The following is a 22,241-nucleotide window of genomic DNA, read 5'->3' on the forward strand; positions in this document are numbered from 1 at the left end:
GGCGGTCATGGCGCCGCCGGGTGTGGCGTGTTGCATGAGGCGGCCGCGGGCGGCGACGAGGTGGGCGGCGTCTTCGAGGGAGAGCACGCCGGAGACGTGCGCGGCGGCCAGTTCACCGACCGAGTGACCGGCAAGCCACTCCGGTTCCAGCCCCCGGCTCCGCACGAGCCGGAAGAGGGCGGTTTCGAGGGCGAAGAGGGCGGGCTGGGTGTAGGCGGTCCGGTGGATGAGGGTGTCGTCACCGGAGAGGACCACCTCGCGCAGCGGCACCTCAAGGTGCGGGTCCAGGGCGGCGCAGGCCGCGTCGAAGGCGGCGGCGAACTCGGGCTCCGCCGCGTACAGTTCACGGCCCATCCCGGCCCGCTGACTGCCCTGCCCGGTGAACACGAACGCGGTGCGGGCCGCGTCGACGGCCCGCCCGCGCACCAGCCCGGACCGGTCCGTGCCCGCGGCCAGCGCGGCCAGGGCACCGACGGCGTCGTCCCGGTCGTCGGCCACGACGACGGCACGGTGCTCCAGACGGGCCCGGCTCGCACTCAACCGCACCGCCACGGCGCCCAGATCGGCGTCCGGCCGGGCCTCGAGGTACGCCTTGAGCCGCGCGGCCTGGGCGCTCAGCGCCTCCGGGGTGTGCGCCGACAGCGGGAGCAGCACGGCCGAACCGCCCGGTACCGCCCGCTCGCCGCCGGCGGTGTCCGGCACGGTGCCGGAGTCCGTACCGGTGCCGGTGTCCGCCGGGCGTGGCGCGTCCGGCGCCTGTTCGAGGATCACATGGGCGTTGGTGCCGCTGATGCCGAAGGAGGAGACGGCCGCCCGGCGCGGACGGCCGCGGTCCGGCCAGTCCGTGGACCGGGTGACCAGCTCGACGGTCCGGGCCGACCAGTCCACCTGCGGGGAGGGCGCGTCCACGTGCAGCGTCCCGGGCACCGTCCCGTGCCGCATCGCCTGCACCATCTTGATGACCCCGCCGACCCCGGCCGCGGCCTGGGCATGGCCGATGTTCGACTTCAACGAGCCCAGCAGAAGCGGCTGCCGCGCGGGCCGGTCCTGGCCGTAGACGGCGATCAGCGCCTCCGCCTCGATGGGGTCGCCCAGCCGGGTGCCGGTGCCGTGCGCCTCCATCACGTCCACCTCGGCGGGCCCGCACCCGGCGGCCGCCAGGGCCTGGCGGATGACACGCTCCTGAGCGGGGCCGCTCGGCGCGGTCAGGCCGTTGCTGGCGCCGTCCTGGCCCACGGCCGAGCCCCGTACGACGGCGAGGACCCGGTGCCCGTTGCGGCGGGCGTCCCCGAGGCGTTCGACGAGCAGCAGGCCCACGCCCTCCGCCCAGGCGGTGCCGTCCGCCGCCGCGGCGAACGGCTTGCAGCGGCCGTCCGGCGCCAGCCCGCGCTGCCGACTGAACTCCAGGAACATGCCCGGCGTCGGCATCACCGTGACACCGCCGGCCAGCGCCAGCTCGCACTCGCCCTGGCGCAGCGCCTGGACCGCGAGGTGCAGCGCGACCAGCGAGGAGGAGCAGGCGGTGTCCACGGTGACCGCCGGACCCTGAAGGCCGAAGGTGTACGCCAGCCGGCCCGAGGCCACGCTCGTGGTGCCGCCCGTGAGCAGATGGCCGTCGTGGCCGTCGGCGGCCTCGTGCAGGCGCGGCCCGTAGTCCTGGTTCGTGGCGCCGACGAACACGCCGGTGCCGCCGCCGCGCAGCCGCTCGGGGGCGATACCGGCGCGCTCGAAGGTCTCCCAGGCGGTCTCCAGCAACAGCCGCTGCTGGGGGTCCATCGCCTCGGCCTCGCGCGGACTGATCCCGAACAGCGCGGGGTCGAAGTCGCCCGCCCCTTCCAGGAACCCGCCCTCGCGCACGTACGTGGTGCCGGGGGTGGCGGGATCGGGGTCGTACAGGGCGGTCAGGTCCCAGCCGCGGTCGGCGGGGAACGGCCCGATGGCGTCGGTGCCCGAGGCGACCACGTGCCACAGGTCCTCGGGTGAGGCGATGCCGCCTGGGTAGCGGCAGGCCATGCCGATGATCGCGACGGGCTCGTCCACGGCCACGGCCGCGCGGACCCGGCGCGCCGCCGCCCCGCCCGGCCGCCGGCCGATCCGGTCGTGCAGCAGTTCCGCCACGGCGTCCGGCGTCGGATGGTTGTAGACCAGCCCCGCCGGCAACTCCAGCCCGGTCGCCGCCCGCAGGCGGTCGCGCAGCTCCACACCGGCCAGCGAGTCGAAGCCCAGCTCCTTGAAGCTGCGTCCGGCGTCCACGGCGCCGGCGGTGACATGGCCCAGCACGATCGACGCCTGGGTGCGGACGAGGTCCAGCAGGGCGGGACGGGACAGGACGGGCGGCTCGGGCGCCGGGTCCTCCCCGGTGTTCCGCTCCTCCCCGGTGATCGGCTCCGCGGAGACGCCGCCCGGGCCGTCGGCCTCTCCGGTCGGTGCCCCGGTGTCCGGCACCGGGACGTCGATCCAGTGGCGTTCCCGCTGGAAGGCGTACGTCGGCAGGGGCACGGCCCGGCCGCCCAGCGCGGCGAGCGGTTCCGCCCAGCCGATCCGGGCCCCGTGCACGTGCGCGCCGGCCAGCGCGGTCAGCAGGGCCGGCCGCTCGGGCCTGCCCCGGCGCAGTCCGGCCAGCAAGACGTGCCCGCCGCCGTCCAGGGAATCGCGGCCCATGCCGGTGAGGACCGCGTCCGGCCCGAGTTCGAGGAACACGGCGGGGCCGCCGCGCCCGATCGCGCGGATCCCGTCGTGGAACCGCACCGCCGCGCGGATGTGCCGCGTCCAGTAGTCGGGGGAGGCCAGCTCCTGGGCGGTGGCGAAGTCGCCGGTGACGTTGGAGACGACCGGCACGGACGCCGGGCGGAACTCCACCCCGGCGGCCACCTCGCGGAACTCCGCCAGGACCGGGTCCATGTGCGGGGAGTGGAAGGCGTGGCTGACGGTGAGCCGCCGCGTGCGTCGCCCCTGCGCGGCGAAGTGCCCCGCGACCCGCTCGACCTCGGACGCGTCGCCGGAGACGACCACGGCGCGCGGCCCGTTGACGGCGGCGAGGGCGACGGCGGGCGTGAGCAGCGGCAGCACCTCCTCCTCGGTGGCCTCCACGGCGGTCATGGCGCCGCCGGCCGGGGCGCGCTGCATCAGCCGTCCGCGCGCGGTGACCAGCAGCGCGGCGTCCTCCAGGGACAGCACGCCCGCGGTGTGCGCCGCCGTCAGCTCGCCGACCGAGTGACCGGCCAGGCAGTCCGGGGCCAGCCCCCAGTGCGTCGCCAGCCGGTACAGCGCGGTCTCCAGCGCGAACAGGGCGGGCTGCGTCCACCGGGTCTCGTGCAGCGCCGGGTCGTCGCCGAACACGACCTCGCGCAGGGGCCGTTCGAGGTGGGCGTCGAGCGCGGCGCACACGGTGTCGAAGGCGTCCGCGAACACCGGTTCGGCGGCGTGCAGCTCGCGGCCCATGCCGGCGTACTGGCTGCCCTGCCCGGTGAACAGCACGGCCGTACGCAGTGCGGCGTCGGCGGTTCCGCGCACCACCGAGGGGTGCCCCTGGCCCGCCGCCAACGCCTCGACACCGCGGAGCAGTCCGGCTTGGCCGTCGCCCACGATCACGGCCCGTTCGGCGAAGTGCGTCCGGGTCGCGGCGAGCGCGAAGGCCGTGTCCACGGGATGCGCCGCCGCGCCGGACCCGACGGCGTGCCGGGCCAGCCGGGCCGCCTGCGCGCGCAGCGCCGCCGCGTCCCGCCCGGAGAGGAGCCAGGGCAGGGGCCCGGCGGCGTCCGCCACCGTCGCGGTCGGGTCCGGCAGGGGACCGGGAGCGTCCGCCACCGGCGCCGTGGTGTCCGCCAGGGGACCGGCCGTGCCGGGCTCGGCATCCGGCCCGGCGGGCGGGGCGTCACCGGTGGCCCGTACGGTGGGCCGGTCGCGGGACGGGCCCGCCGCGGAACCCTCGGCCGCGCCCGTGGCGTCCGCGTCCGCGACCGCGGCCAGATCGCCCACCACCACATGGCAGTTGGTGCCGCCCATGCCGAACGAGCTGACGCCGGCGATGAGGGGCCGCTCGTCGTGCGGCCAGGCGGTGTCCTCGGTCTGCACGGCGAGGCCCAGCTCGGCCAGCGGGATGTCCGGGTGGGGGCTGCGGAAGTTGAGGCTCGCGGGCAGCCGGCGCCGGGAGACGGCCAGGGCCGTCTTGAGCAGGCCCACCAGACCGGCGGCACCCTCCAGATGCCCCACGTTGGTCTTCGCCGAGCCCACCAGGAGCGGCGCTCCGGCGGGCCGTCCGGCGCCGAGCGCGGCCCCCAGGGCGGCCGCCTCCACCGGGTCGCCCACCGGCGTGCCCGTGCCGTGCAGTTCGACGTACTGGACCGACTCCGCGGTCGTGCCCGCCCGCGCGTGCGCCTCGCGGATCACGGCCTCCTGGGCGCCCCGGTCGGGCACCGTGAGCCCGCGTGAGGCGCCGTCGTTGTTGACCGCGCTGCCCAGGATCACGCAGTGCACGCGGTCGCCGTCGGCCCGCGCCCGGTCCAGGGTCTTGAGGACGACGGTGACCCCGCCCTCGCCGCGCACGTATCCGTTGGCCCGCGCGTCGAAGGTGAAGCACCGGCCGTCGGGCGACAGCGCCCCGAAGCGTGCGCTGTCCGCGCTGCTGTGCGGGGACAGCACGAGGTTGGCGGCGCCGACGATCGCCAGGTCGGACTCGCCCGAGCGCAGGCTTTCACCGGCCAGGTGCACGGCGACCAGGGACGACGACTGGGCCGTGTCCACGGTGAGGCTCGGGCCGGTCACCCCGAGCACGTACGACAGCCGGTTGGCCAGGATGCCCCGGTGCAGGCCGGTGACCGCGTGCCGGTCCGCCGCCGCCTCGCCCCGCCGGTGGTGGAGGGCGGCGTAGTCGTCCCAGATGGCGCTGGCGAACACGGCCGTACGGCTGCCGGCCAGGGCGCCGGGCACGAGGCCGGCCTCTTCGAGGGCCTCCCAGCCCAGCTCCAGCAGCAGGCGCTGCTGCGGGTCCATCGCCGCCGCCTCGCGCGGGGAGATCCCGAAGAAGGCGGCGTCGAAGCGGTCCACCTCGTCCAGGAACGCGCCGCGCGCCGGAGCCGTCGCGGACCAGCGGCCGGCCGGGGCTTCCCCGACGGCGTCCTCGCCCCGGCTGAGCAGGTCCCAGAAGGAGCCGGGGTCGGGGGCCTCGGGGAGCCGGCAGGCGAGTCCGACGACGGCGATCGGCACGAAGCGGTCGTTGCGCATGGTGTGTCACGTACTCCCTCAGTGCGGACTACCTGGCTCCACCAGCCTCGCGATCACCTCTAACGGCGTCCTTTGGCAGCTCTAAACCGCAGCCCGCCCGCCGACGGCGGCACGACCGGGGAACGGGCCGTGGCGCGGCCCGTTCCCTCTCGTGCGGGGCCGAGTGCCGGACGGCACAGGGCCGTTGCGCGGTGACCGGTCTCCGCACAACGGCCCTGCGTGGCTCAGCGGCTCCGCCGCCCCCGCGACGCGCTACGGATGCAGCCCGCGGCGCAGCGCGTCCAGGTGTTCCAGGGCGATGCGCCGTTGCTGATCGGGCGTCGCAGGGCCGCCGAAGGCGTGGTAGGCGTCGGGGAAGTTGTGCACCTCCACGGGGACGCCGGCCCGCGCCAGGCGGAGACCGTACTCCAGGCCCTCGTCGCGCAGCGGGTCGAGGCCGGCCGTCGAGAGGTATGCCGGCGGCAGACCGGACAGGTCCGCCGCGCGGGCCGGTGCCGCGTACTCGGGCACCGGACCGCTCCAGGGCCCCAGATACAGCCGCCAGCTCTCCTCGGCGAGCGGGCGGTTCCAGATCGGCGTGTCGTCGAACGCGGCCATCGAGCCGGTCGCCAGCCGGTCGTCCAGGACCGGTGTGCTCAGGTGCTGGAAGCACAGGCGCGGCCCGCCCCGGTCCCGGGCGAGCAGGGTGAGCCCCGCGGCCAGGCAGCCGCCGGAACTCGCCCCGGCCACGGCGAGCCGCGCCGGATCCGCGCCCAGCTCGGCCGGATGCCCGGCGACCCACTCCAGGGCGGCCCAGCAGTCGTCGAGCCCCGCCGGGAAGGGGTGCTCCGGGGCGAGCCGGTAGGAGACGGCGACCACCACGGCCCGCGCCGCGAGCGCCGCCTGCGCCGCCCCGCCGTGCACGGAGTCCACGTTGCCGAGGCAGAAGCCGCCGCCGTGGATCCACAGCACGGCCGGCAGCGCGGTGCCGGCCGTGGCGGGCCGGTAGACCCGCAGCAGCACGTCCGGGGCTCCGGCCGGCCCCGGCACGGTCACCTCGCGGACCGACACACCGGGCACCGGGGGCAGTTCACCGACCGGCAGCAGCGCACCGCGGTGCTCCGCCACGGCGTCGGCCAGGCTTCCCGTCACGGGCATCGTCAGTCCTCCAGTGCGATCGCCTGCGACGGGCACAGCGCCACGACATCGCGCAGCCGCCGTTCCTGGGCCTCGTCCGCCACCCGGGCGTCGAGCACGAGCACCGTGCCCTCCTCCGACTGGTCGAAGCGGTCGGGGGCGGACAGCACACACTGCCCGGCGCCCAGACACCGGTGGGTGTCGGCCGTGATGCGCATCGTTGTCAGGTCCTCTCAGCAGTTCTCACCATGTGACGGGCAGTTCCCAGACGCCCTGGACACCACCCGGTTCCTTGACCTTCAGCCGGCCGGCCGGGACCGCGAGGCGCAGTCCGGGCAGCCGGCGGAAGAGAGTGGACAGGGCGATCTCCATCTCCGCACGGGCCAGGTTCTGGCCGATGCACTGATGCACCCCGTGACCGAACGACACGTGGTGCCGGGCCCCGCGCGTCACGTCGAACGTCCCCGCGCCGGGGAAGGCCGCGTCGTCCCGGTTGGCGGTGGAGATCACCACGACCACCCCGTCCCCGGCCCGCACCCGGTGCCCGCCCAGCTCGGTGTCGGTGGTGGCGAACCGGGCCACGCCGTCCGCGATCGCCATGTACCGCAGCAGCTCCTCCACGGCCGACGGCAGCACCGTCGCGTCCGAGCGCAGCGCGGCCAGTTGGTCCGGGTGCTCCAGCAGGGTCAGCACCCCGAGCGCGATCGCGCTGGCCGTGGTCTCGTGCCCGGCCACGAGCAGCAGCAGCGCGATGTCGACCAGGTCGCGTCGGGTCAGCGCCCCCGTGGACAGCTGCTCGGCGACGAGGGTGTCGAGCAGTCCGTCGCCCGGCTCCCGTTCCTTGCGCCCGATCAGACCGTCGAGGTAGCCGCTGAGCTGCGCGAACGCGTCCGCGCTGTCCTCCAGGCTGGTGGTGCCGGTCACCACGCGCCGCGACTGCTGCTCGAAGAAGGCGTGGTCGGTGTACGGCACGCCGAGCAACTCGCAGATGACGATGGACGGCACCGGCAGCGCGAAGTCCGGCACCAGGTCGGCGACCGGGCCCTTGGCCTCGATGGTGTCGATGAGGTCGTCGACGAGACGCTGGATGCGCGGGCGCAGCGCCTGCACCTTCTTCACGGTGAAGTGGGACAGCAGCATGCGCCGCTGCACGGTGTGCTCCGGCGGGTCCATGCCGATGAAGTTGCGCACCTTGCGCGCCGATTCGAAGCGCGGCGCGGTCGCCGGGTAGTGCGGGTGCATCCGGTCGGAGGAGAAGGTCGCCGCGTCCAGCAGCACCTGCCGGGCCTCGGCGTGGCCGCTGACGGCCCACACCCGGCGTCCGTCGTACAGCTCGACCAGGGAGACGGGCCCGGCCGCGGTGTACCGCTCGTACCCGGTGGGCGGCTGGAAGGGGCAGCCCCGCGCCTGCGGATAGGCGGGGACGTCCCGGGCGTCGGCCTGCAAAGAGGTGAGGTCGGTCATTCGTGGGCCTCCAGGGCGGTGGGGCGGGCGGCCGGAGACACCGGCGGGCGCCGCCGGCGCGGCCTGCCGAACCGGGCCATGAGCGGCGCCTCCACCCACGTGAACAGGGCGTGGGCCAGTGCCAGGGCGAGCAGCAGTGCGCCGAGCAGCGTGGCGGCACCGACCGCGGGCGCCAGGTGGGTGTCCGCGACGAGCCACCGGAAGGTGTAGGTCACGACGAGTCCGTGCACCATGTAGAAGGCGAAGGACAGTTCACCGAGGCGGACCAGCGCCCTGCCCCGGAAGGGGGAGCGGGTGCCGTGCTCGTCGGCCGTGGCGGCCGCCGCGACCAGCGGGGTCAGCCACAGGGCGGCCGTGCCGGCGACGCCGTACAGGTACGGCACCGTGGAGTTGACGGCGTAGCCCCCGACGGCGATGAGACCGGCGGGCAGCAGCCCGAGGCGCGGCCAGGCACCGGCCAGGACCAGGCGGGCGGCGACCATGCCGAGGACGAACTCCAGCGCCCGCACCGGCGGGAAGAAGTACACGAACCAGATCTGCTCGAAGGACAGGCTGCCGTCGGCGATGAACGGCAGGGGGGTGCCGCCGATGCCGTACCGCGCGACGACCGGGGCGAGCACGGTCAAGGCGGCGAGCACGCCGGCGAGCGCCCACAGCCGGCGCACCGGCAGCCGGTTCAGCAGCCGCAGCAGCAGCGGGAAGCTCAGGTAGAAGAACAGTTCGCAGGAGAGCGACCAGCTGACCGCGTTCATGGTGTTCGGCACCTGGATCCGCGGTATCCAGGCCTGCACGAGGAACAGGTTGGCCAGCGTGCCCTGCGTGGTGAACACCTCGCCGGCGATCAGCATGAGCACGGCCGCCGCCGCGAAGGTCACCAGGTGGTTGGGGTAGATCTTCACCATCCTGCGCCGCCAGAAGCCGGGCGCGGTGTCCTGCGGGCGGGCCGACCAGGTCAGGACGAACCCGCTGAGGACGAAGAAGAAGCTCACACCGTAGAAGCCGGCGTTGGCGAAGACGTCACCGAGGAAACGGCCGCCACCGCCGGCGACGAAGCTGGTCTGCCAGGTCGTGTGGAAGGCGAAGACGAGCAGGGCGGCGATGAACCGCATCCCGGTGAGCGACGGCAGTCTCGACACCGTGGGGTGTCCTGGGGCGCCTGGCATGAGTGGTGACCTCCGGCTTGTCCGAAAACTGGCCCGTCGAGGCTCGCAGTCGTCCATTGGCCGGATCTAAAGCCGCTCTTGAGCGGCGCGCGCCCGCCGTGGCACCGCCTCAAGCAGCGCCCGGGTGTACGGGTGCCGTGGTGCCGAGAACACCTCCTCCACCGGCCCGGACTCCACCACCTGTCCGTCCTTCATCACCAGCACCCGGGAACAGATCTCCCGGACCACCGCCAGATCGTGCGAGATGAACAACATCGCCAGTCCCAGCGAGGCCTGCAGGTCCCGCAGCAGATCGAGGACCTGGGCCTGCACGGACACGTCGAGCGCGGACACCGGCTCGTCGCAGACCAGCAGCCGGGGCCGGGGCGCGAGCGCCCGGGCCAGGGCGACGCGCTGCCGCTGGCCGCCGGAGAGCGCGAGCGGCCGGCGGTCCAGGTGCCGCTCGGTCAGACCGACCTGTTCCAGCAGCCGTACGGCGTGTGCGCGCCGCTCCTGCCGCGGCACCCCGGCCGTGGCCAGCGCCTCCCCGACGATCCGGGTCACGCTCCAGCGCGGGTCGAACGCGCTCAGCGGATCCTGCGGTACGAGCTGCAGCGCCCGGCGCCGTTCCCGTCGCCGGCGTTCGGGCACCCCGCTCCACGCCGCGCCCTCCAGCCGTACCGCCCCGCCGTCGGGGGCGGTCAGGCCGAGCACCATCCGGGCCAGGGTCGACTTGCCCGACCCGGACTCGCCGACCAGACCGAGGGACTCACCCGGGTGCAGGGCGAAGGAGACCCCGCCGACCGCGGTGCGCCGGGTACCGCGCGGCCCCTTGAACTCCTTGACCAGACCGGTGACTTCGAGGAGCGGCGGGCCCTCGGCCGGGGCGGGCGGCACCGGGGCGGGCCGGCCGCCGGGTACGGCGTCCAGCAGGGCCCGGGTGTAGTCGTGCCGGGGCCGCTCCAGCACCTCGCGGGCCGGGCCGTGCTCCACGATGACGCCCGCGCGCATCACGGCCACCTCGTCCGCCAGCGCCTCGACCACGGCGAGATCGTGGCTGATCAGCAGCAGTCCGGTGCCCTTGTGCGTCAATTCGGCCAGCAGGGCGAGGATCCGGGCCTGCACGGCGGCGTCCAGCGCGGTGGTCGGCTCGTCCGCGATCAGCACCCCGGGTTCGGCCGCGAGCGCCGAGGCGATGAGCGCCCGCTGCCGCAGTCCGCCCGACAGCTGGTGGACCCGGCTGCGCGCCCGCTCCCCGGCTTCCGGCACCCCGACCCGTTCCAGCAGCTCAACGACCCGGCCGGCGACCTGGCCGCGCGGCACGACCCGGTGGGTCAGCAGCGGTTCGGCGATCTCCTTGCCGATGGGGCGCAGCGGATCGAGGGCGACGAGCGCGTCCTGCGCGACCAGCCCGATGCGCCGCCCGCGCAGCGCACGCCACTCCCGGGGTCCGAAGGCGCCCGCGTCGTGCCCGAAGAGCGTCAGCCGTTCGGCGTCGACGGTCGCGGTGGGCCCGGCGAGCCCCAGCAGGGCGCGGGCCAGCGCGCTCTTGCCGGAGCCGGACTCACCGACCAGCGCCAGGCACCGTCCGGCGGCCAGCCGCAGCGAGGCCCCGCGCACCGCGTGCACCTGCCCGGGCCCGCCGCCGAAGCGGACGTCGAGACCGGCCACGTCGATGAGCGGGTCCTCGGGGGCGTCCTCGCGCGCCGGTGCGGCGGTCATGAGGCGGACCTCCCCGCGTCGTGGGCCTGGGCGTAACGGCCCAGGACGGTGACCGCGAGCACGGTGCCGACCAGCAGCACGCCCGGGAACAGCGCGATCCACCAGGCCTGCTGGAGGAATCCCTGCCCTTCGGTGAGCATCGCACCCCATTCAGGTGTCGGCGGCTGGGCGCCGAGGCCCAGGTAGCTCAGCGCGGCGCCGGTGGAGATGGACGCGCCGAGCGTGACGGTCGCCAGGACCAGCAGCGGCCCGAGCGTGTTGGGCAGCACGTGGCGCAGGACGACCAGCGTCCGTGGCACGCCGAGTCCCACCGCCGACTCCACGTACCCGGAGCGGCGTACGACCAGGGCCTGGGTGCGCACCACCCGGGCGAAGCCGGGCGCGGTGCCGATGGCCACGGCGAGGGTGGTGCCCGTGACGCCCTTGCCGGTGATCAGCACCACGAGCAGTGCCAGCAGCAGGCCGGGCAGCGCGAGCAGGGCGTCGGCGGCGCGCATGAGCAGCGCGTCCCCGAACCGGCCCGACAGCGCGGCGGCCAGTCCCCACAGCACGGCCAGCGCGATGCCCGCGCCGGTCGCCGCGGCGCCGATGGCCAGCGAGTAGCGGGTGCCGTGCACGACCCGGGTGAACACGTCGCGCCCGAGCTGGTCGGTGCCGAACCAGTGGGCGGAGCCGGGGGCCTGGAGGGCGTGCAGGGGGTCGGTGTCGGTGGGGCCGCCGGAGGCGAACAGACCCGGCGCGAACGCGGCCAGCAGGACGAGCGCGAGGACGGCGCCCGCGAGCAGCACGGTGAGCGGCGGACGCGCCGCCCGCCCGGCCGTCCGGGCCCGGTCGGCCCGCCGCCCGGTGCGCAGCGAGGGGGAGAGTGTCATGCGGCCGCCACCCCCGTCGCCGTGCGCAGCCGCGGGTCCACGACCAGGGCCAGCACCTCGACCACGGCGCCGACGCCCACGAACACCAGCGCGGACAGCGTCACCACGCCCTGCACCAGCGGCAGGTCGCGGCCGGTGACCGCTTGCAGGGTGACCCGGCCGATGCCGGGCCGGGCGAAGACGTTCTCCACCACGACCGCGCCGCTCAGCAGCGTGCCGGTGAACCAGCCCGCGAGGGTGAGCGCGGGCAGCGCGGCGTGCCGCAGCGCGTGCCGGGCCCGCACCGCCGGCTCGGTCAGTCCGCGGGCGCGTGCGGTGAGCACGAAGGGAGCGCGCAGTGCGTCGAGCAGGCCCTCGCGCATCACCTGGGTGAGCACGGCGGCGATCGGCAGCGCCAGGGTGACCACCGGCAGGACCAGGGACCGCGCGTCGCCGCTGTCCGACACAGGCAGCCAGCCCAGCCGGAACGAGAACAGCGTCAGCAGCATGATGCCGAGCCAGAACGACGGGGTGGAGACGACGACCAGCTCGACGACCCCCGACAGCCGGCGCGGCCAGCGCGCCCGCCCGGAGGTGGCCAGCGTCACCGCGACCGCGAGGACGACGGCCAGCAGCGTGGCGAACAGCGCGAGTTCCGCGGTCGGCCGCACCTGCTGGCCGAGCACCTGGGCGACCGGCTGCTGCAACTGGTAGGAGTCGCCGAGGTCGCCGCGGAGCAGCCGGCCCAGATAGGTGACGTACTGCACCGGCAGGGCCCGGTCGAGCCCGTAGTGGTGCTCGATCTCCTTGCGCTGGGCGGCGTCGATCAGGGCGTTGGAGCCGACCACGGCGTGCACGGGGTCGCCGGGCACCAGCTGGAGCACCAGGAAGGCGCAGGTCGCCGCCCCCCACACGACCAGCACGGCGGCCCCCAGCCGGGCGGCCGCGTAGCGCAGGGCGGTCATCGGCTGCCCTCCACCCAGGCCGGGTAGAACTCGGGCCAGGCGCCGGCGCTCATCCGCAGCCCGTGCACGCGCTTGGCCATGCCCACGGTGGACTGCACGACGTACCCGGGGACGACGACCGCCTGATCGAGGGTGCGTTGCTGCACGTGGGCGTAGGCGGCGGCGCGCGCGGCCGGGTCCTGGACCCGCTGGGCCTGGCTGAGCCAGGCGTCGACCTGCGGATCGGCGAGGCGGGAGAAGTTGTGCCCGCCCAGCGCGGTGGACCCGGTGGAGCGGAAGAAGAGGTCGAGGATGTCGCCGTCGGCCCGGGCCCAGGACGTCTCCACCACGTCGTAGCGTCCCTTGTCGAGGCGGGTGGCGACCTCGGTGGCGTCCGTGGAGGCGGCCAGGTCGAGCTTGATGCCGGCCTTCTTCAGACTGCCCTGCACGGCCTGCGAGAACAGGGTCGGCTTGCCGTAGACGGGGGCCACGACGGTCAGGGTGCGGCCGTTCCTCGTCCGGTACCCCTGGGCGTCACGGCCGGTCCAGCCCGCCTGGTCCAGCAGCCGGGCGGCCAGCCCGGGGTCGTAGGAGCGCCGCGTCGAGAGCGTGGCGTCATAGGCGTGCGGCGTGGTCGGCGACAGGGGGCTCGCGGCGGGGGTCGTCGTGCCCTGGAACACCGAGCGGACCACGGCGTCGAGGTCGATCGCGGCCCGGAAGGCGCGGCGGACCCGGACGTCGGAGAAGAGCGCGCCCTTGGTGTTCAGGTAGAAGGCGTCGACCGCGCCCGGCACCGCCCGGGAGACCACGCTCAGCCGGGTCTGGCGGCGTACCGTCGCCAGTTGCTGGGCCGGCAGCGCGGCGGCCGCGTCCACCTGCCCGGAGGTGAGGGCGCCGACGCGGGTGGCGTCCTCGGCCATGAAACGGATCGTGAAGGCGGAGAGCCGGGCCGGACCGCTGTGGCCGGCGTCCTCGGGCGCCCAGGCGTAGGCGGCGTTGCGGACGTACTGCCGCTGCTGGCCGCGCACATAGGCCGCGGCCTTGAAGGGGCCCGAGCCGACCGAGGCGGTGCCCGCGCACAGCCGGTCCGCGCCCTGCTTCAGCGACGCCGGGGACTCCATGCCCAGGTAGGTGGTGCTGGCGGCCTGGAGGAAGGGCGCGTACGGGCGGCTGAACCGCACCTCGACGACCTGTGGGCCGCGCACGGTGGTGCCCTCGTAGGGGCCGAGCAGGCCCGCCGCGTACTGGGAGTGCGTGGCCCGGGCGGTGATGTGGTCGAGGTTGGCCTTCACCGCGGCGGCGTCGAGCGGGGTGCCGTCGGTGAAGGTCACCCCCTTGCGCAGGGTGAAGGTGTAGGTCTTGCCGCCGTCCCCGACCGTCCACTTCCGGGCGAGCCAGGGCTCCAGTTCGCCGTCCGGCGCCTGGTAGACCAGCGAGTCGAAGACCGGGCGCTGCACGAAGGCGGTGACGTCCTGGGCGCTGACGTGCGGATCCCAGCAGTCTGGTTCCTGGTTGGCGGCGTAGACGAGGGATCCGCCGGAGTTCGGGCTGCCGCCCGTCGACGTGCTCCCGCCGACCGAACAGGCCGATACCGCGGTGAGCACGAGGGCGGACAGCAGGGCGGCTCCGTGGGCGGTGCGGCGCGGGTGCATGCGGGCTCCGGGCGATCGGGGTGGGGGACCGTTCCCACTGTCGGGACTCGTCTAAAGCGGGGCTGAAGCTGGCGCATGCGCCGCGCCCCGGGCGCGGGTCCGCTCTAGAGGCGGGCCGGAGCGCTCTCGGCCCGGCGGGGGGCGACCTCGGCGGCGGCCTCGGCGAGGAGTTCGAAGGAGCGCAGCCGCTCCCGCTGCCCGTGGACGACGGTGAGTGCCATCACCTCGTCGGCGCCGGTCCGCTCCACCAGAGCGGCGAGCTTGGTCCGCACGGTGCCCGGGGAGCCGATGAGCTGGGGCTCCGTCAGTTCGTCCAGGAAACGCAGTTCGGCCGCGCTGTAGGGGTGGTCGGCGGCGGTGCGCGGGCCGGGGAAGGCGTCGAAGCGCGGCCGGGTGCGCATCTGTATCTTGCCGAGCAGGTAGGGCCCGGCGACCGAGCGGGCCTCCTCGTCGCTGTCGGCGACGGTGACCAGCGCCGCGACCAGCGTGCGCGGCCGGTCCAGGAACGGCGAGGGGCGGAACGCCTCGCGGTAGCGGGCCAGGGCGAGCGCGGAGGCGTGCGGGTTGATCTGGTGCGCGAAGGCGTACGGCAGCCCGAGCACGGCGGCGGCCTCGGCGCTGGACGGACTGGAGCCCAGCATCCACATCTCGGGCCGGCCGTCCGCGGCGGGTACGGCGACGATGCCGGAGGCGGGGTCACCGGGCGCGAAGTAGCCGCTCAACTCCTCGATCTGGAGCGGGAAGTCCTCGCCCTGCGAGGTCCGGCGCAGCGCCCGCGCGGTCAGCGGGTCGGTGCCGGGCGCACGCCCGAGTCCGAGGTCGATGCGCCCCGGGTGCAGGGCCTCCAGGGTGCCGAACTGCTCGGCCACCACCAGAGGGGCGTGGTTGGGCAGCAGGACACCGCCGGAGCCGACGCGCAGCGTGCTGGTGACGGCGGCCAGTTGGCCCACCAGGATGCCGGGCGCGGAAGTGGCGAGGCTGGGGGTGCTGTGGTGCTCGGCGACCCAGTAGCGCCGGTAGCCCAGGGCTTCCACGCGCGGGGCGAGCGCCACCGTGTCGCGCAGCGCGGTGGTGGCGGAGCCGTCCTCGAAGACGGGTACGACGTCGAGAACGGACACGGGTATGCCGGTGGCTGTGGTCATGGCCAGTCCCTGGAGGAAAGAGGAAACGGACGTGGAAGAGGGAGGGGAGGAGGGGTGTGCGCCGTCGACGGGGGATGGTGAACGGCGCACACCCCGGCCTGTGGCCCGGCGGCGGGGCCGGCCGCCGGGGCGGTTCGGCGCTGCGTCAGGCCGGGTCGGCGATGTGCTCGGCCGGGGCGTCGCTCTCCGCGGCCGGCGCGGGCTGCGGCCGGCCCGGCAGCAGCAGGCCCGCCAGGAGGACGACGACGGCCGCGACGACGGGCCACCAGAAGGCGTCGGAGTACGAGCCGGCGGTGGGCGTGTGGTGCGCTCCGCCGCCCTGGAGGATGAGGGCCACGACGGCGATGCCGAGCGAGGCGCCGATCTGGTTCAGGATGAAGACGGCGCCGGTCGCCCCGGCCACCGCCTCGCCGGGCACGGTGCGGTAGACCGAGCCCATGGTGGGGGCGCCGACCAGACCCATGCCGAAGCCGGCGGCGAGCTGGGCCGCGGTGAGCGCGACCTGCGAGGTGCCGTTGTCGGCCTGGGTGAAGACCAGCGCGCCGATCCCGATCAGGGCCGCGCCGAGGGGCACCAGCCGCCGGGCGCCGAACTTGTCGGCCAGGTTGCCCGCGACGGGCATGCCGATCAGGGTGCCGAAGCCGAGCGGGGCGAGCAGCAGCCCCGACTCCAGCACGCTGTGGCCGCGCTGCTGGTAGTACAGCGGCAGCAGGAACAGCAGCGAGAACAGGCCGCCGCCGAGCAGGAACATGGTGGTCACGCTGGCCGAGAAGCCTCTGCTGGAGAAGAGCCGCAGATCCAGCAGGGGGGTGCCCTCGGTGCGCAGGGCGTGCACGCCGTAGGCGACGAACAGGGCCACGCCGACGACGAGCCCGACGATCACGCGGGTGCTGCCGAAGCCCGCGGAGCCGGCCTGGGACAGGGCGTACACGAGCGCGGCGAACCCGGGCGGCAGCAGGGCCACGCCGACCGCGTCGAGCGGGGCGGAGGCGCCGCCGCTGGGCGGGTCGGCGGGCAGCACGCGGATCGCGAGGACGATCGCGGCGAGCGCGAAGGGCACGTTCACGAGGAACATCCACTCCCAGGACAGGTTGTCCAGGAGCAGACCGCCGATGATCGGTCCGACGACCGGGCCGAGGGTGATCGGCACCGAGATCAGGCCCATGACGCGGCCCATGCGCTGCGGGCCCGCGGCGGTGGCGACGACGGTCATCATGATCGGGTCGACCATGCCGCCGCCGAGGCCCTGGAGGATGCGGAACGCGATCAGCGACTCGGCGTTCCAGGCGAGGGCGCACAGCACCGAGCCGGCCAGGAAGAGGCTCAGGCCGAGCAGCCACATGCGCTTGGCCCCGAAGCGGACCAGGGCCCAGCCGGCCAGCGGGATGGCCAGGGCCACGGCCAGGAGATAGCCGGTGGTCACCCATTCGATCGTGCCGAGCGAGGCCTTGAACTCGCCGCCCAGGGTGCTGATGCCGACGTTGACGATCGTCGCGTCCAGGTACGACATCATCCCGCCGAGCACCATCACGCCCACGAGCGTGAGCAGCGGGGCGTCGAGCCGGGCGGGCGCGCTCTCCGCTTGTGTTTCAGACACGGTAACTCCTTTGAACCGTCTCGCCCATCAATCTTTACTGGGTAGTTCATTTCTATGGCTGGGATGGTAGCATGGCCGTATGAGCGTTGGCGAGACCCCGAAGAGCGGCACGGCCCCGGCGGAACGCGGCCGTATGGACAAGCGACGTGCGATCGTGGAAGCGGCCCTGCGGGTGTTCTCCCGGGTCGGTTACACCCAGGCGAGCCTCGACATGATCGCCACGGAGGCGGGTGTCGCGAAGCCGACGATCTACAACCACCTCGGCTCCAAGGAGAACCTGTTCCGGCACGTCATGACGGAGACCGCGGCCCGGTCGAACGCCAAGACGCTGCAGGTCCTGGAGTCCTTCCCGAACGACCCCGACCAGCTGCGGCCCGGACTGCAGGACGTGGCGCACAAGCTGGTCGACTGCTACTGCGACGAGCAGTCGGAGGCGGTGCGCCGGCTGCTGTACGCGGAGGCGGTGCGCTTCCCCGACCTCTTCGACGAGGTGCGGGCCAGCGGCCCCAACCAGTTCACCGACGCCCTCGCCGGCCGTCTGGCCCGCCTGGCCAACGCCGGCCACCTCCGCATCGAAGACCCCGAACGGGCCGCCAACCAGTTCATCGCCCTCGTCTACGACGAACTCCCCGAACTGAGCGCCCTCGGCACCCGCCCCCTCGTCCCCGACCAGGTCGAGAAGATCGTCGCGGCCGGAGTGGACACGTTCCTGCGGGCCTTCGGCGCGGACCGTCCCGCGGCCGGCCCGGACAGCGCCGGCTGAGCGGCGGTTCCCGCGGGGCGCGGGACGCACCGGCGGCCACGGTGAGCCCTCGGCTCCACCGTGGCCGGCAGGTCCCCGACCTGGCGTCAGCGTCCCGGCCTCACTCCTCGGCCCCCGCACCCCGCTCCAGGCGCTCGAAGGTGCCGCGGAAGAAGAGGAGGGGATCGCCGTCGCGCAGGGCGTCGAGGCGGTTCACATGGGCCACCACGATCACGTGGTCGCCCGCGGGGTGTTCCGCCTCCACCGTGCACTCCAGCCAGGCCAGGGCCCCGTCCAGAATGGGGGCCCCGCCCGGTGAGGAGTGCCAGGGCAGCCCCTGGAACTTGTCGCCGCCGCGCGTCGCCAGCCGGGTCGCGGCCTCCCGCTGCTCGGCCCCCAGGATGCTGATCGCCAGCAGGCCCGCGGAGCGGATGCGGGGCCAGCTGGTGCTCGTGTGGGCGACGCAGAAGGACACCAGCGGCGGATCCAGGGAGACCGAGCAGAACGAGTTCGCCGCCAGGCCGGCCCGGTCGCCGGTCACCGGGTCGCGGCCGGCCACCGCCACCACCCCGGTCGCGAACCGCCCCAGCACATTGCGCAGACAGCGCGCGCCGCCCTCCAGCTCCAGCACCTCGCTCACGCCCGCCCCCCTCCGTAGCGCAGCCGGGCGAACTCCCGGGTCAGCGCGAGCCGTTGCTCGCCGTACCCGCCCCGCATCCGCAGGACCGACAGCAGCGTCCACAGCCGGGTCTGCGCGAAGAACCGGGGCGAGCCGTGCACGTCGTCGTGGGCCAGCAGCCGCACCCCGCGCACCCGCTCGCGCAGCAGCGCCGCGTCCCCGGGCGGGATGATCTCGTCACGCAGGCTGGTGACATGGGCGACCGGCACCCGCAGGGCGCTCAGCTCGTCCGGCGTCAGCGCCCAGGTCTTCAGCGGCCCGTAGACCTCGGCGGACGCCGAGCCCGTCAGATGCGCCAGGGTGTCCGTCGTCACCCGGGGAACGGACCGCTGCCACTCGCTGTCGGTGAAGAAGTCGTGCAGCGGCGCCCCCGCCCCCACCACGCCCCTGATCCGCTCGTCGTGCAGCGCGGCGCGCAGCGCCAGATGGCCGCTGAAGCTGAGCGCCAGGGTGAACGTCCGGGACACGTCGGCCCGTTCGCCGACCGCGTCCAGCAGCGCCGGGTACATCCGCCAGCTGTCGGCCCGGTACGGCAGCGTGTTCTCGCCGACCCCCGGCATCTCGGTGACCACGCCCGCGAAACCGAGCGCCCCGAGCTGGAGCAGCACCGGCGCCCACTGCTCCTTCACCGACACGATCCCGCCGGTCATCACCAGCAGCGGCTTGGGAGCGGCGGCGTCCAGCCCGGACGTCCAGCAGCGGATCCGCCCCTCCGGCAGCTCCACGTCGAGGCGCTCGATCGCCGGGAACCCCGCACGCCAGGTGTCGAACGCGGCGACGCACCGTTCGAGCGCGGCGGCGCGGGCGGGGCCGTCGACGAAGGGGAAGCGCGCCATGTTGTAGTGCACGCACGCCTCCAGCGGCTTGCCCTCGGCCTCCAGCCGCGCTGCCTCGGCGGACCACTCGCCCGCCCAGGACCCCGGTGTGCCGTCCCCGTCGTCCCGGATCCGCGACAGCAAGGGGGCGTAGTGCTCGGGCGCCAGCCCCTGCGACCGGGTGTGCGCGACGACGAAGTTCTTCAGCTCCGCGATGTCGTTCATACGCTCTCCAGCGCCTCCTTGACCTCGGTCAGTACGTCCGCCGCCTCCGCCCCGTCGATGACCCGGTGGTCGAAGGACAGGCTCAGGCGCATCACCGGAGCCGCCGTGACCACGCCGTCCCGCACCACCGGCCGGTCCAGGATCCGGCCCACCCCGAACGTCGTCGTGGTGCCGCCCACCGACTGGAAGGAGTCCACCGCGCGGTGCCCCAGCGAGGTCACCGCGAACGTGCCCGTCAGATGCGGGCGCAGCGCCAGCGACTGCGCGGCCTGCCGGAACTGCTTACGCCCCTCCAGCCAGGACAGCCGGTGCAGCCGCCGTATCCCCTCGAAGTCCGCGAGCCGCTCCGGATCGCCCTGCCGCACCCGGTCCAGATGCGCCTGGATCGCCTCCAGTCCGGCGTCCTGCACGTTCGGCACCACGGTGCCCAGCACCACCCGCCGGCCCTCCAGCGTGCTGTCCATCGCCACCTTGCCGTTGACGAACGGATAGCGCGCGATGCGCGGCCGGCGCGGCCCGCCCTGCACGGCGGCGTTGGCCTCCGGATGCTTGGCGAGGACCCGCCCCGCGGCACGCAGCACGTACGACGTGGTGCTGAACCGTGTGCCGGCGCGCTCCACGGCCGCCGCCCGGTGCGCGAGCACCCCGGTCATGTCCACCTCGGTGTCGAGGAAGACGGGCGAGAAGTCCCGGATCACCTCCAGGAAGAACAGCGTGTGACGCCGCTGCCGGGGCAGCGGCTCCTCGACGACCGTCTCGTCGGTCCGCTCGCCCGGCCCCTGTGCCCTCTCCTCGGTCATGACACCACCGCCAGCCGGTACACGGCCTCCAGGCTGGGCGCCTCCAGCACGTCGGCGAGGGACAGCGGACGCCCTGTCTCCCGTTCCAGCAGGGTGCACAGCGTCAGCAGGTGCACCGAGTCCCAGGAGTCCACGCTGTCCAGCGCGCGGCCGAGATCCTCGACCGTGACGGGCAGGGCGAGCTCGTCGCGCAACAGCTCGACGAAGTCTTCGACGGTCTTCACGGGGTGTCCCCTTCACCAGGTGCGCGGTCGAAACGCGCGGTCAGACGGATGTGCCCGGCGGCGCCCGGCAGTTCGGCCAGGCCGTGCCGGAACTCGGCCGCCTCCTCGCCGGCCGTGACGGTCTCGAACCCGCCGCGCGGATAGAAGTCGGCGACCTTGCCGTTCTTCGCGGTACGGCGGTAGGCGGCCCGCACCTCACGCACCCCGCTCTCCCGCGCGTGACGCAGCACCGCGTGCAGCACGGCCTGCTCGATGCCACGCGCGAACACCCGGCAGCTCAGCAGGAAGTTGTCGATGTGCAGCACGTCGTCCACGTGCCGCAGCAGCACCGCCCCGACCAGCCCGTTGTCGCCGAACCGGTCCGCGGAGCGCACCCCCAGCACCCGGGCGCCGGGGTCCGCGGCGAGCGCCCGGACGTCGGCGGGCTGGAGCCGCCGCGTGGTCAGGTTGAACTGGTTGGTGCGCAGGGTGATCTGGGAGATCCGGGCGTGCTCCGCCGGCTCGGCCGGTGCCACCGTCACCGTGATGCCCAGCTCCCGCAGATAGCCGTCGAGGGACTCGAAGGAGTGCAGGAAGTCCTGCCGGGCCTGCTCCTCGCGGTAGCGGGCGGGGCGCACCAGGTCCTCGTCGGTCAGCTCCCGCGCGGTGAACCAGCCGTCGGCCAGCAGCCGCTGCGGATGCAGCGCCGGTTCCCCGTCCACCCGCACCACGGCCACGCCCGGCAGCTCCCGCCGGACCAGGCCGCACTCGAAGGAGCTGTCGTCGACGAAGACGAAGCTGTCGACACCCACGTTCAGCTCACCCGCCAGCTCGGCCAGGTTCTCGTGCTTGGGGCGCCAGTTGGCGCGGACGCGCACGAAGTCCTCCTCGCGCAGGACGAGTCCGGGATGCTCGCGCAGCGTCTTCTCCACCGGCTCCTGGTCGTTCTTGCTGACGGCGGTGAGCAGGACGCCCTGCGCGGCCAGTTGCCGGACCACCAGCTGGAAGCGCCGGAACGCCTCACCCCGGTAGCCGCCGTCGGTCTCGATGCCCTCCGGACCGACCTCGCCGAGCACCCCTCCCCACACCGTCTCGTCCAGATCGAGGGCGAGCACCTTCTTCCCGCCCCCCGACGACAGGCGCGCCAGGTGCCCCACCTCCCGGGCGTACCGGGCGAGCAGCGCGTCCGACAGGTGCGCTCGGGCGTACACGCTCTGCCGTACGTCACGGACGGCGACGCCCTCGGCGACCAGCGGCAGCAGATCGACCACCACCACCCCGGGACACCGCTCGGACAGGCCCAGCAGCCGGGCCTCGGCCCGCCGCCACACCGCGCCCAGCCGGGCCCGCGCCCGCAGGTCGAGCAACTGGGCCGGCACCTCCCACGACAGCGGCAGCGTGTTGAGGACCAGCGTGGCGCCGGGAGCGGCGGTGCCGCACACCTCCGCGGCGCGCTCGATCAGACCGAGCTTCTCCTCCAGCACCCGCTCGACGTCCGTCACCTGCCACGGCGTGGGCAGGGCGTCCGTCACCACCGCCGGATCCAGGACGCACAGCACCAGGTCGGGGCGCGCCGCGTACAGGTCGCTCGCCGGGTCGGCCAGGTCGAAGAGCCAGCTGTCGAAGTCGGACAGCCGCACCCGCGCCAGCAGTCCGTGCCGGGCCAGCTCCGCGGTCAGCGCGGGCACCAGGCCCGACAGGGTGCCGTGCCCGGTCACCGCGAGCAGCGGGGCGGGGGTGCCGGGATGGCGGGTGCGCACGTCGTCGGTGTCGAGCCGGGCGAGCACCCGCCCGGCCCGGACCAGTTCGTCGTCCGGCAGGCCCGCCAGCAGTGTGCGCACCCGCGGATAGCCGGCGGCCAGGCTGCCCTCGCGGTGCAGCCGGCCCAGCTCCGCCAGGCCGTCGCTCACGTCGCCCGTCACGT

General features: G+C 74.6%; 17 protein-coding genes. 1 reads left to right on the forward strand and 16 read right to left on the reverse strand.

Annotated elements, in window-relative coordinates:
* The 11 genes from OO52_RS38330 to OO52_RS38380 all read right to left on the reverse strand — a co-directional run.
* Positions 1-5,223, reverse strand: a 5,223-nt coding sequence (locus tag OO52_RS38330; RefSeq protein ID WP_037671263.1) for a type I polyketide synthase, incomplete at its 3' end; no start/stop codon positions are given.
* A 252-nt stretch (positions 5,224-5,475) separates the two neighbouring features.
* Complete coding sequence (locus OO52_RS38335; RefSeq protein ID WP_030654499.1) at positions 5,476-6,360, reverse strand: alpha/beta hydrolase; 885 nt, start codon at positions 6,358-6,360, stop codon at positions 5,476-5,478.
* A 2-nt stretch (positions 6,361-6,362) separates the two neighbouring features.
* Entirely contained in the window at positions 6,363-6,557 is a 195-nt protein-coding gene (locus OO52_RS38340) for a ferredoxin (RefSeq protein WP_030654496.1), read from the reverse strand.
* Positions 6,558-6,582: 25 nt separating this feature from the next.
* The gene (locus tag OO52_RS38345) at positions 6,583-7,803 is read right to left on the reverse strand and encodes a cytochrome P450 (RefSeq protein WP_030654493.1); all 1,221 of its coding nucleotides are present in this window, start codon (positions 7,801-7,803) and stop codon (positions 6,583-6,585) included.
* A complete protein-coding gene (locus OO52_RS38350) occupies positions 7,800-8,939 on the reverse strand; it encodes an acyltransferase family protein (RefSeq protein WP_234317319.1) in 1,140 nt (379 codons plus the stop codon). Before OO52_RS38350 ends, OO52_RS38345 begins: the two co-directional genes overlap by 4 nt.
* Before the next feature lie 93 nt (positions 8,940-9,032).
* Positions 9,033-10,667: a dipeptide ABC transporter ATP-binding protein gene (locus OO52_RS54080; RefSeq protein ID WP_030654487.1), complete on the reverse strand. Its 1,635-nt coding sequence runs from the start codon at positions 10,665-10,667 to the stop codon at positions 9,033-9,035.
* Entirely contained in the window at positions 10,664-11,539 is an 876-nt protein-coding gene (locus OO52_RS38360) for an ABC transporter permease (protein ID WP_030654484.1), read from the reverse strand. Before OO52_RS38360 ends, OO52_RS54080 begins: the two co-directional genes overlap by 4 nt.
* The gene (locus OO52_RS38365; protein WP_030654481.1) at positions 11,536-12,483 is read right to left on the reverse strand and encodes an ABC transporter permease; all 948 of its coding nucleotides are present in this window, start codon (positions 12,481-12,483) and stop codon (positions 11,536-11,538) included. The genes OO52_RS38360 and OO52_RS38365 overlap by 4 nt, the downstream gene beginning before the upstream one ends.
* Positions 12,480-14,114, reverse strand: a complete 1,635-nt coding sequence (locus OO52_RS38370; protein WP_030654478.1) for an ABC transporter substrate-binding protein — start codon at positions 14,112-14,114, stop codon at positions 12,480-12,482. The genes OO52_RS38365 and OO52_RS38370 overlap by 4 nt, the downstream gene beginning before the upstream one ends.
* A 104-nt stretch (positions 14,115-14,218) precedes the next feature.
* A complete protein-coding gene (locus OO52_RS38375; protein ID WP_030654475.1) occupies positions 14,219-15,256 on the reverse strand; it encodes an LLM class flavin-dependent oxidoreductase in 1,038 nt (345 codons plus the stop codon).
* Between the two features lie 145 nt (positions 15,257-15,401).
* Positions 15,402-16,853, reverse strand: a complete 1,452-nt coding sequence (locus OO52_RS38380) for a DHA2 family efflux MFS transporter permease subunit (RefSeq protein ID WP_030654473.1) — start codon at positions 16,851-16,853, stop codon at positions 15,402-15,404.
* 79 nt (positions 16,854-16,932) lie between these two features.
* Between OO52_RS38380 and OO52_RS38385 the strand changes: the two genes are divergently transcribed.
* Positions 16,933-17,616, forward strand: a complete 684-nt coding sequence (locus OO52_RS38385) for a TetR/AcrR family transcriptional regulator (RefSeq protein WP_030654470.1) — start codon at positions 16,933-16,935, stop codon at positions 17,614-17,616.
* Positions 17,617-17,716: 100 nt separating this feature from the next.
* On the opposite strand, the gene OO52_RS38390 is transcribed toward OO52_RS38385, so the two are convergent.
* Genes OO52_RS38390 through OO52_RS38410 form a run of 5 tightly spaced genes read right to left on the reverse strand, consistent with a single transcriptional unit; the run spans position 17,717 to position 22,239 of the window.
* Complete coding sequence (locus tag OO52_RS38390) at positions 17,717-18,235, reverse strand: flavin reductase family protein (protein ID WP_048910688.1); 519 nt, start codon at positions 18,233-18,235, stop codon at positions 17,717-17,719.
* Entirely contained in the window at positions 18,232-19,314 is a 1,083-nt protein-coding gene (locus OO52_RS38395; RefSeq protein WP_030654465.1) for an alpha/beta hydrolase, read from the reverse strand. Before OO52_RS38395 ends, OO52_RS38390 begins: the two co-directional genes overlap by 4 nt.
* Positions 19,311-20,114, reverse strand: coding sequence for a 2-oxo acid dehydrogenase subunit E2 (locus OO52_RS38400; RefSeq protein WP_051818896.1), 804 nt, complete (start codon positions 20,112-20,114; stop codon positions 19,311-19,313). The genes OO52_RS38395 and OO52_RS38400 overlap by 4 nt, the downstream gene beginning before the upstream one ends.
* On the reverse strand, positions 20,111-20,338 hold the full coding sequence (locus tag OO52_RS38405) for a hypothetical protein (protein ID WP_030654462.1): 228 nt from the start codon (positions 20,336-20,338) through the stop codon (positions 20,111-20,113). Before OO52_RS38405 ends, OO52_RS38400 begins: the two co-directional genes overlap by 4 nt.
* Positions 20,335-22,239, reverse strand: coding sequence for an HAD-IIIC family phosphatase (locus tag OO52_RS38410; protein WP_030654460.1), 1,905 nt, complete (start codon positions 22,237-22,239; stop codon positions 20,335-20,337). Before OO52_RS38410 ends, OO52_RS38405 begins: the two co-directional genes overlap by 4 nt.
* Positions 22,240-22,241 lie beyond the last annotated feature (2 nt).

The sequence above is a fragment of the Streptomyces flaveolus genome (genome assembly GCF_000716535.1).
Taxonomy (GTDB): Bacteria; Actinomycetota; Actinomycetes; order Streptomycetales; family Streptomycetaceae; genus Streptomyces; species Streptomyces flaveolus_A.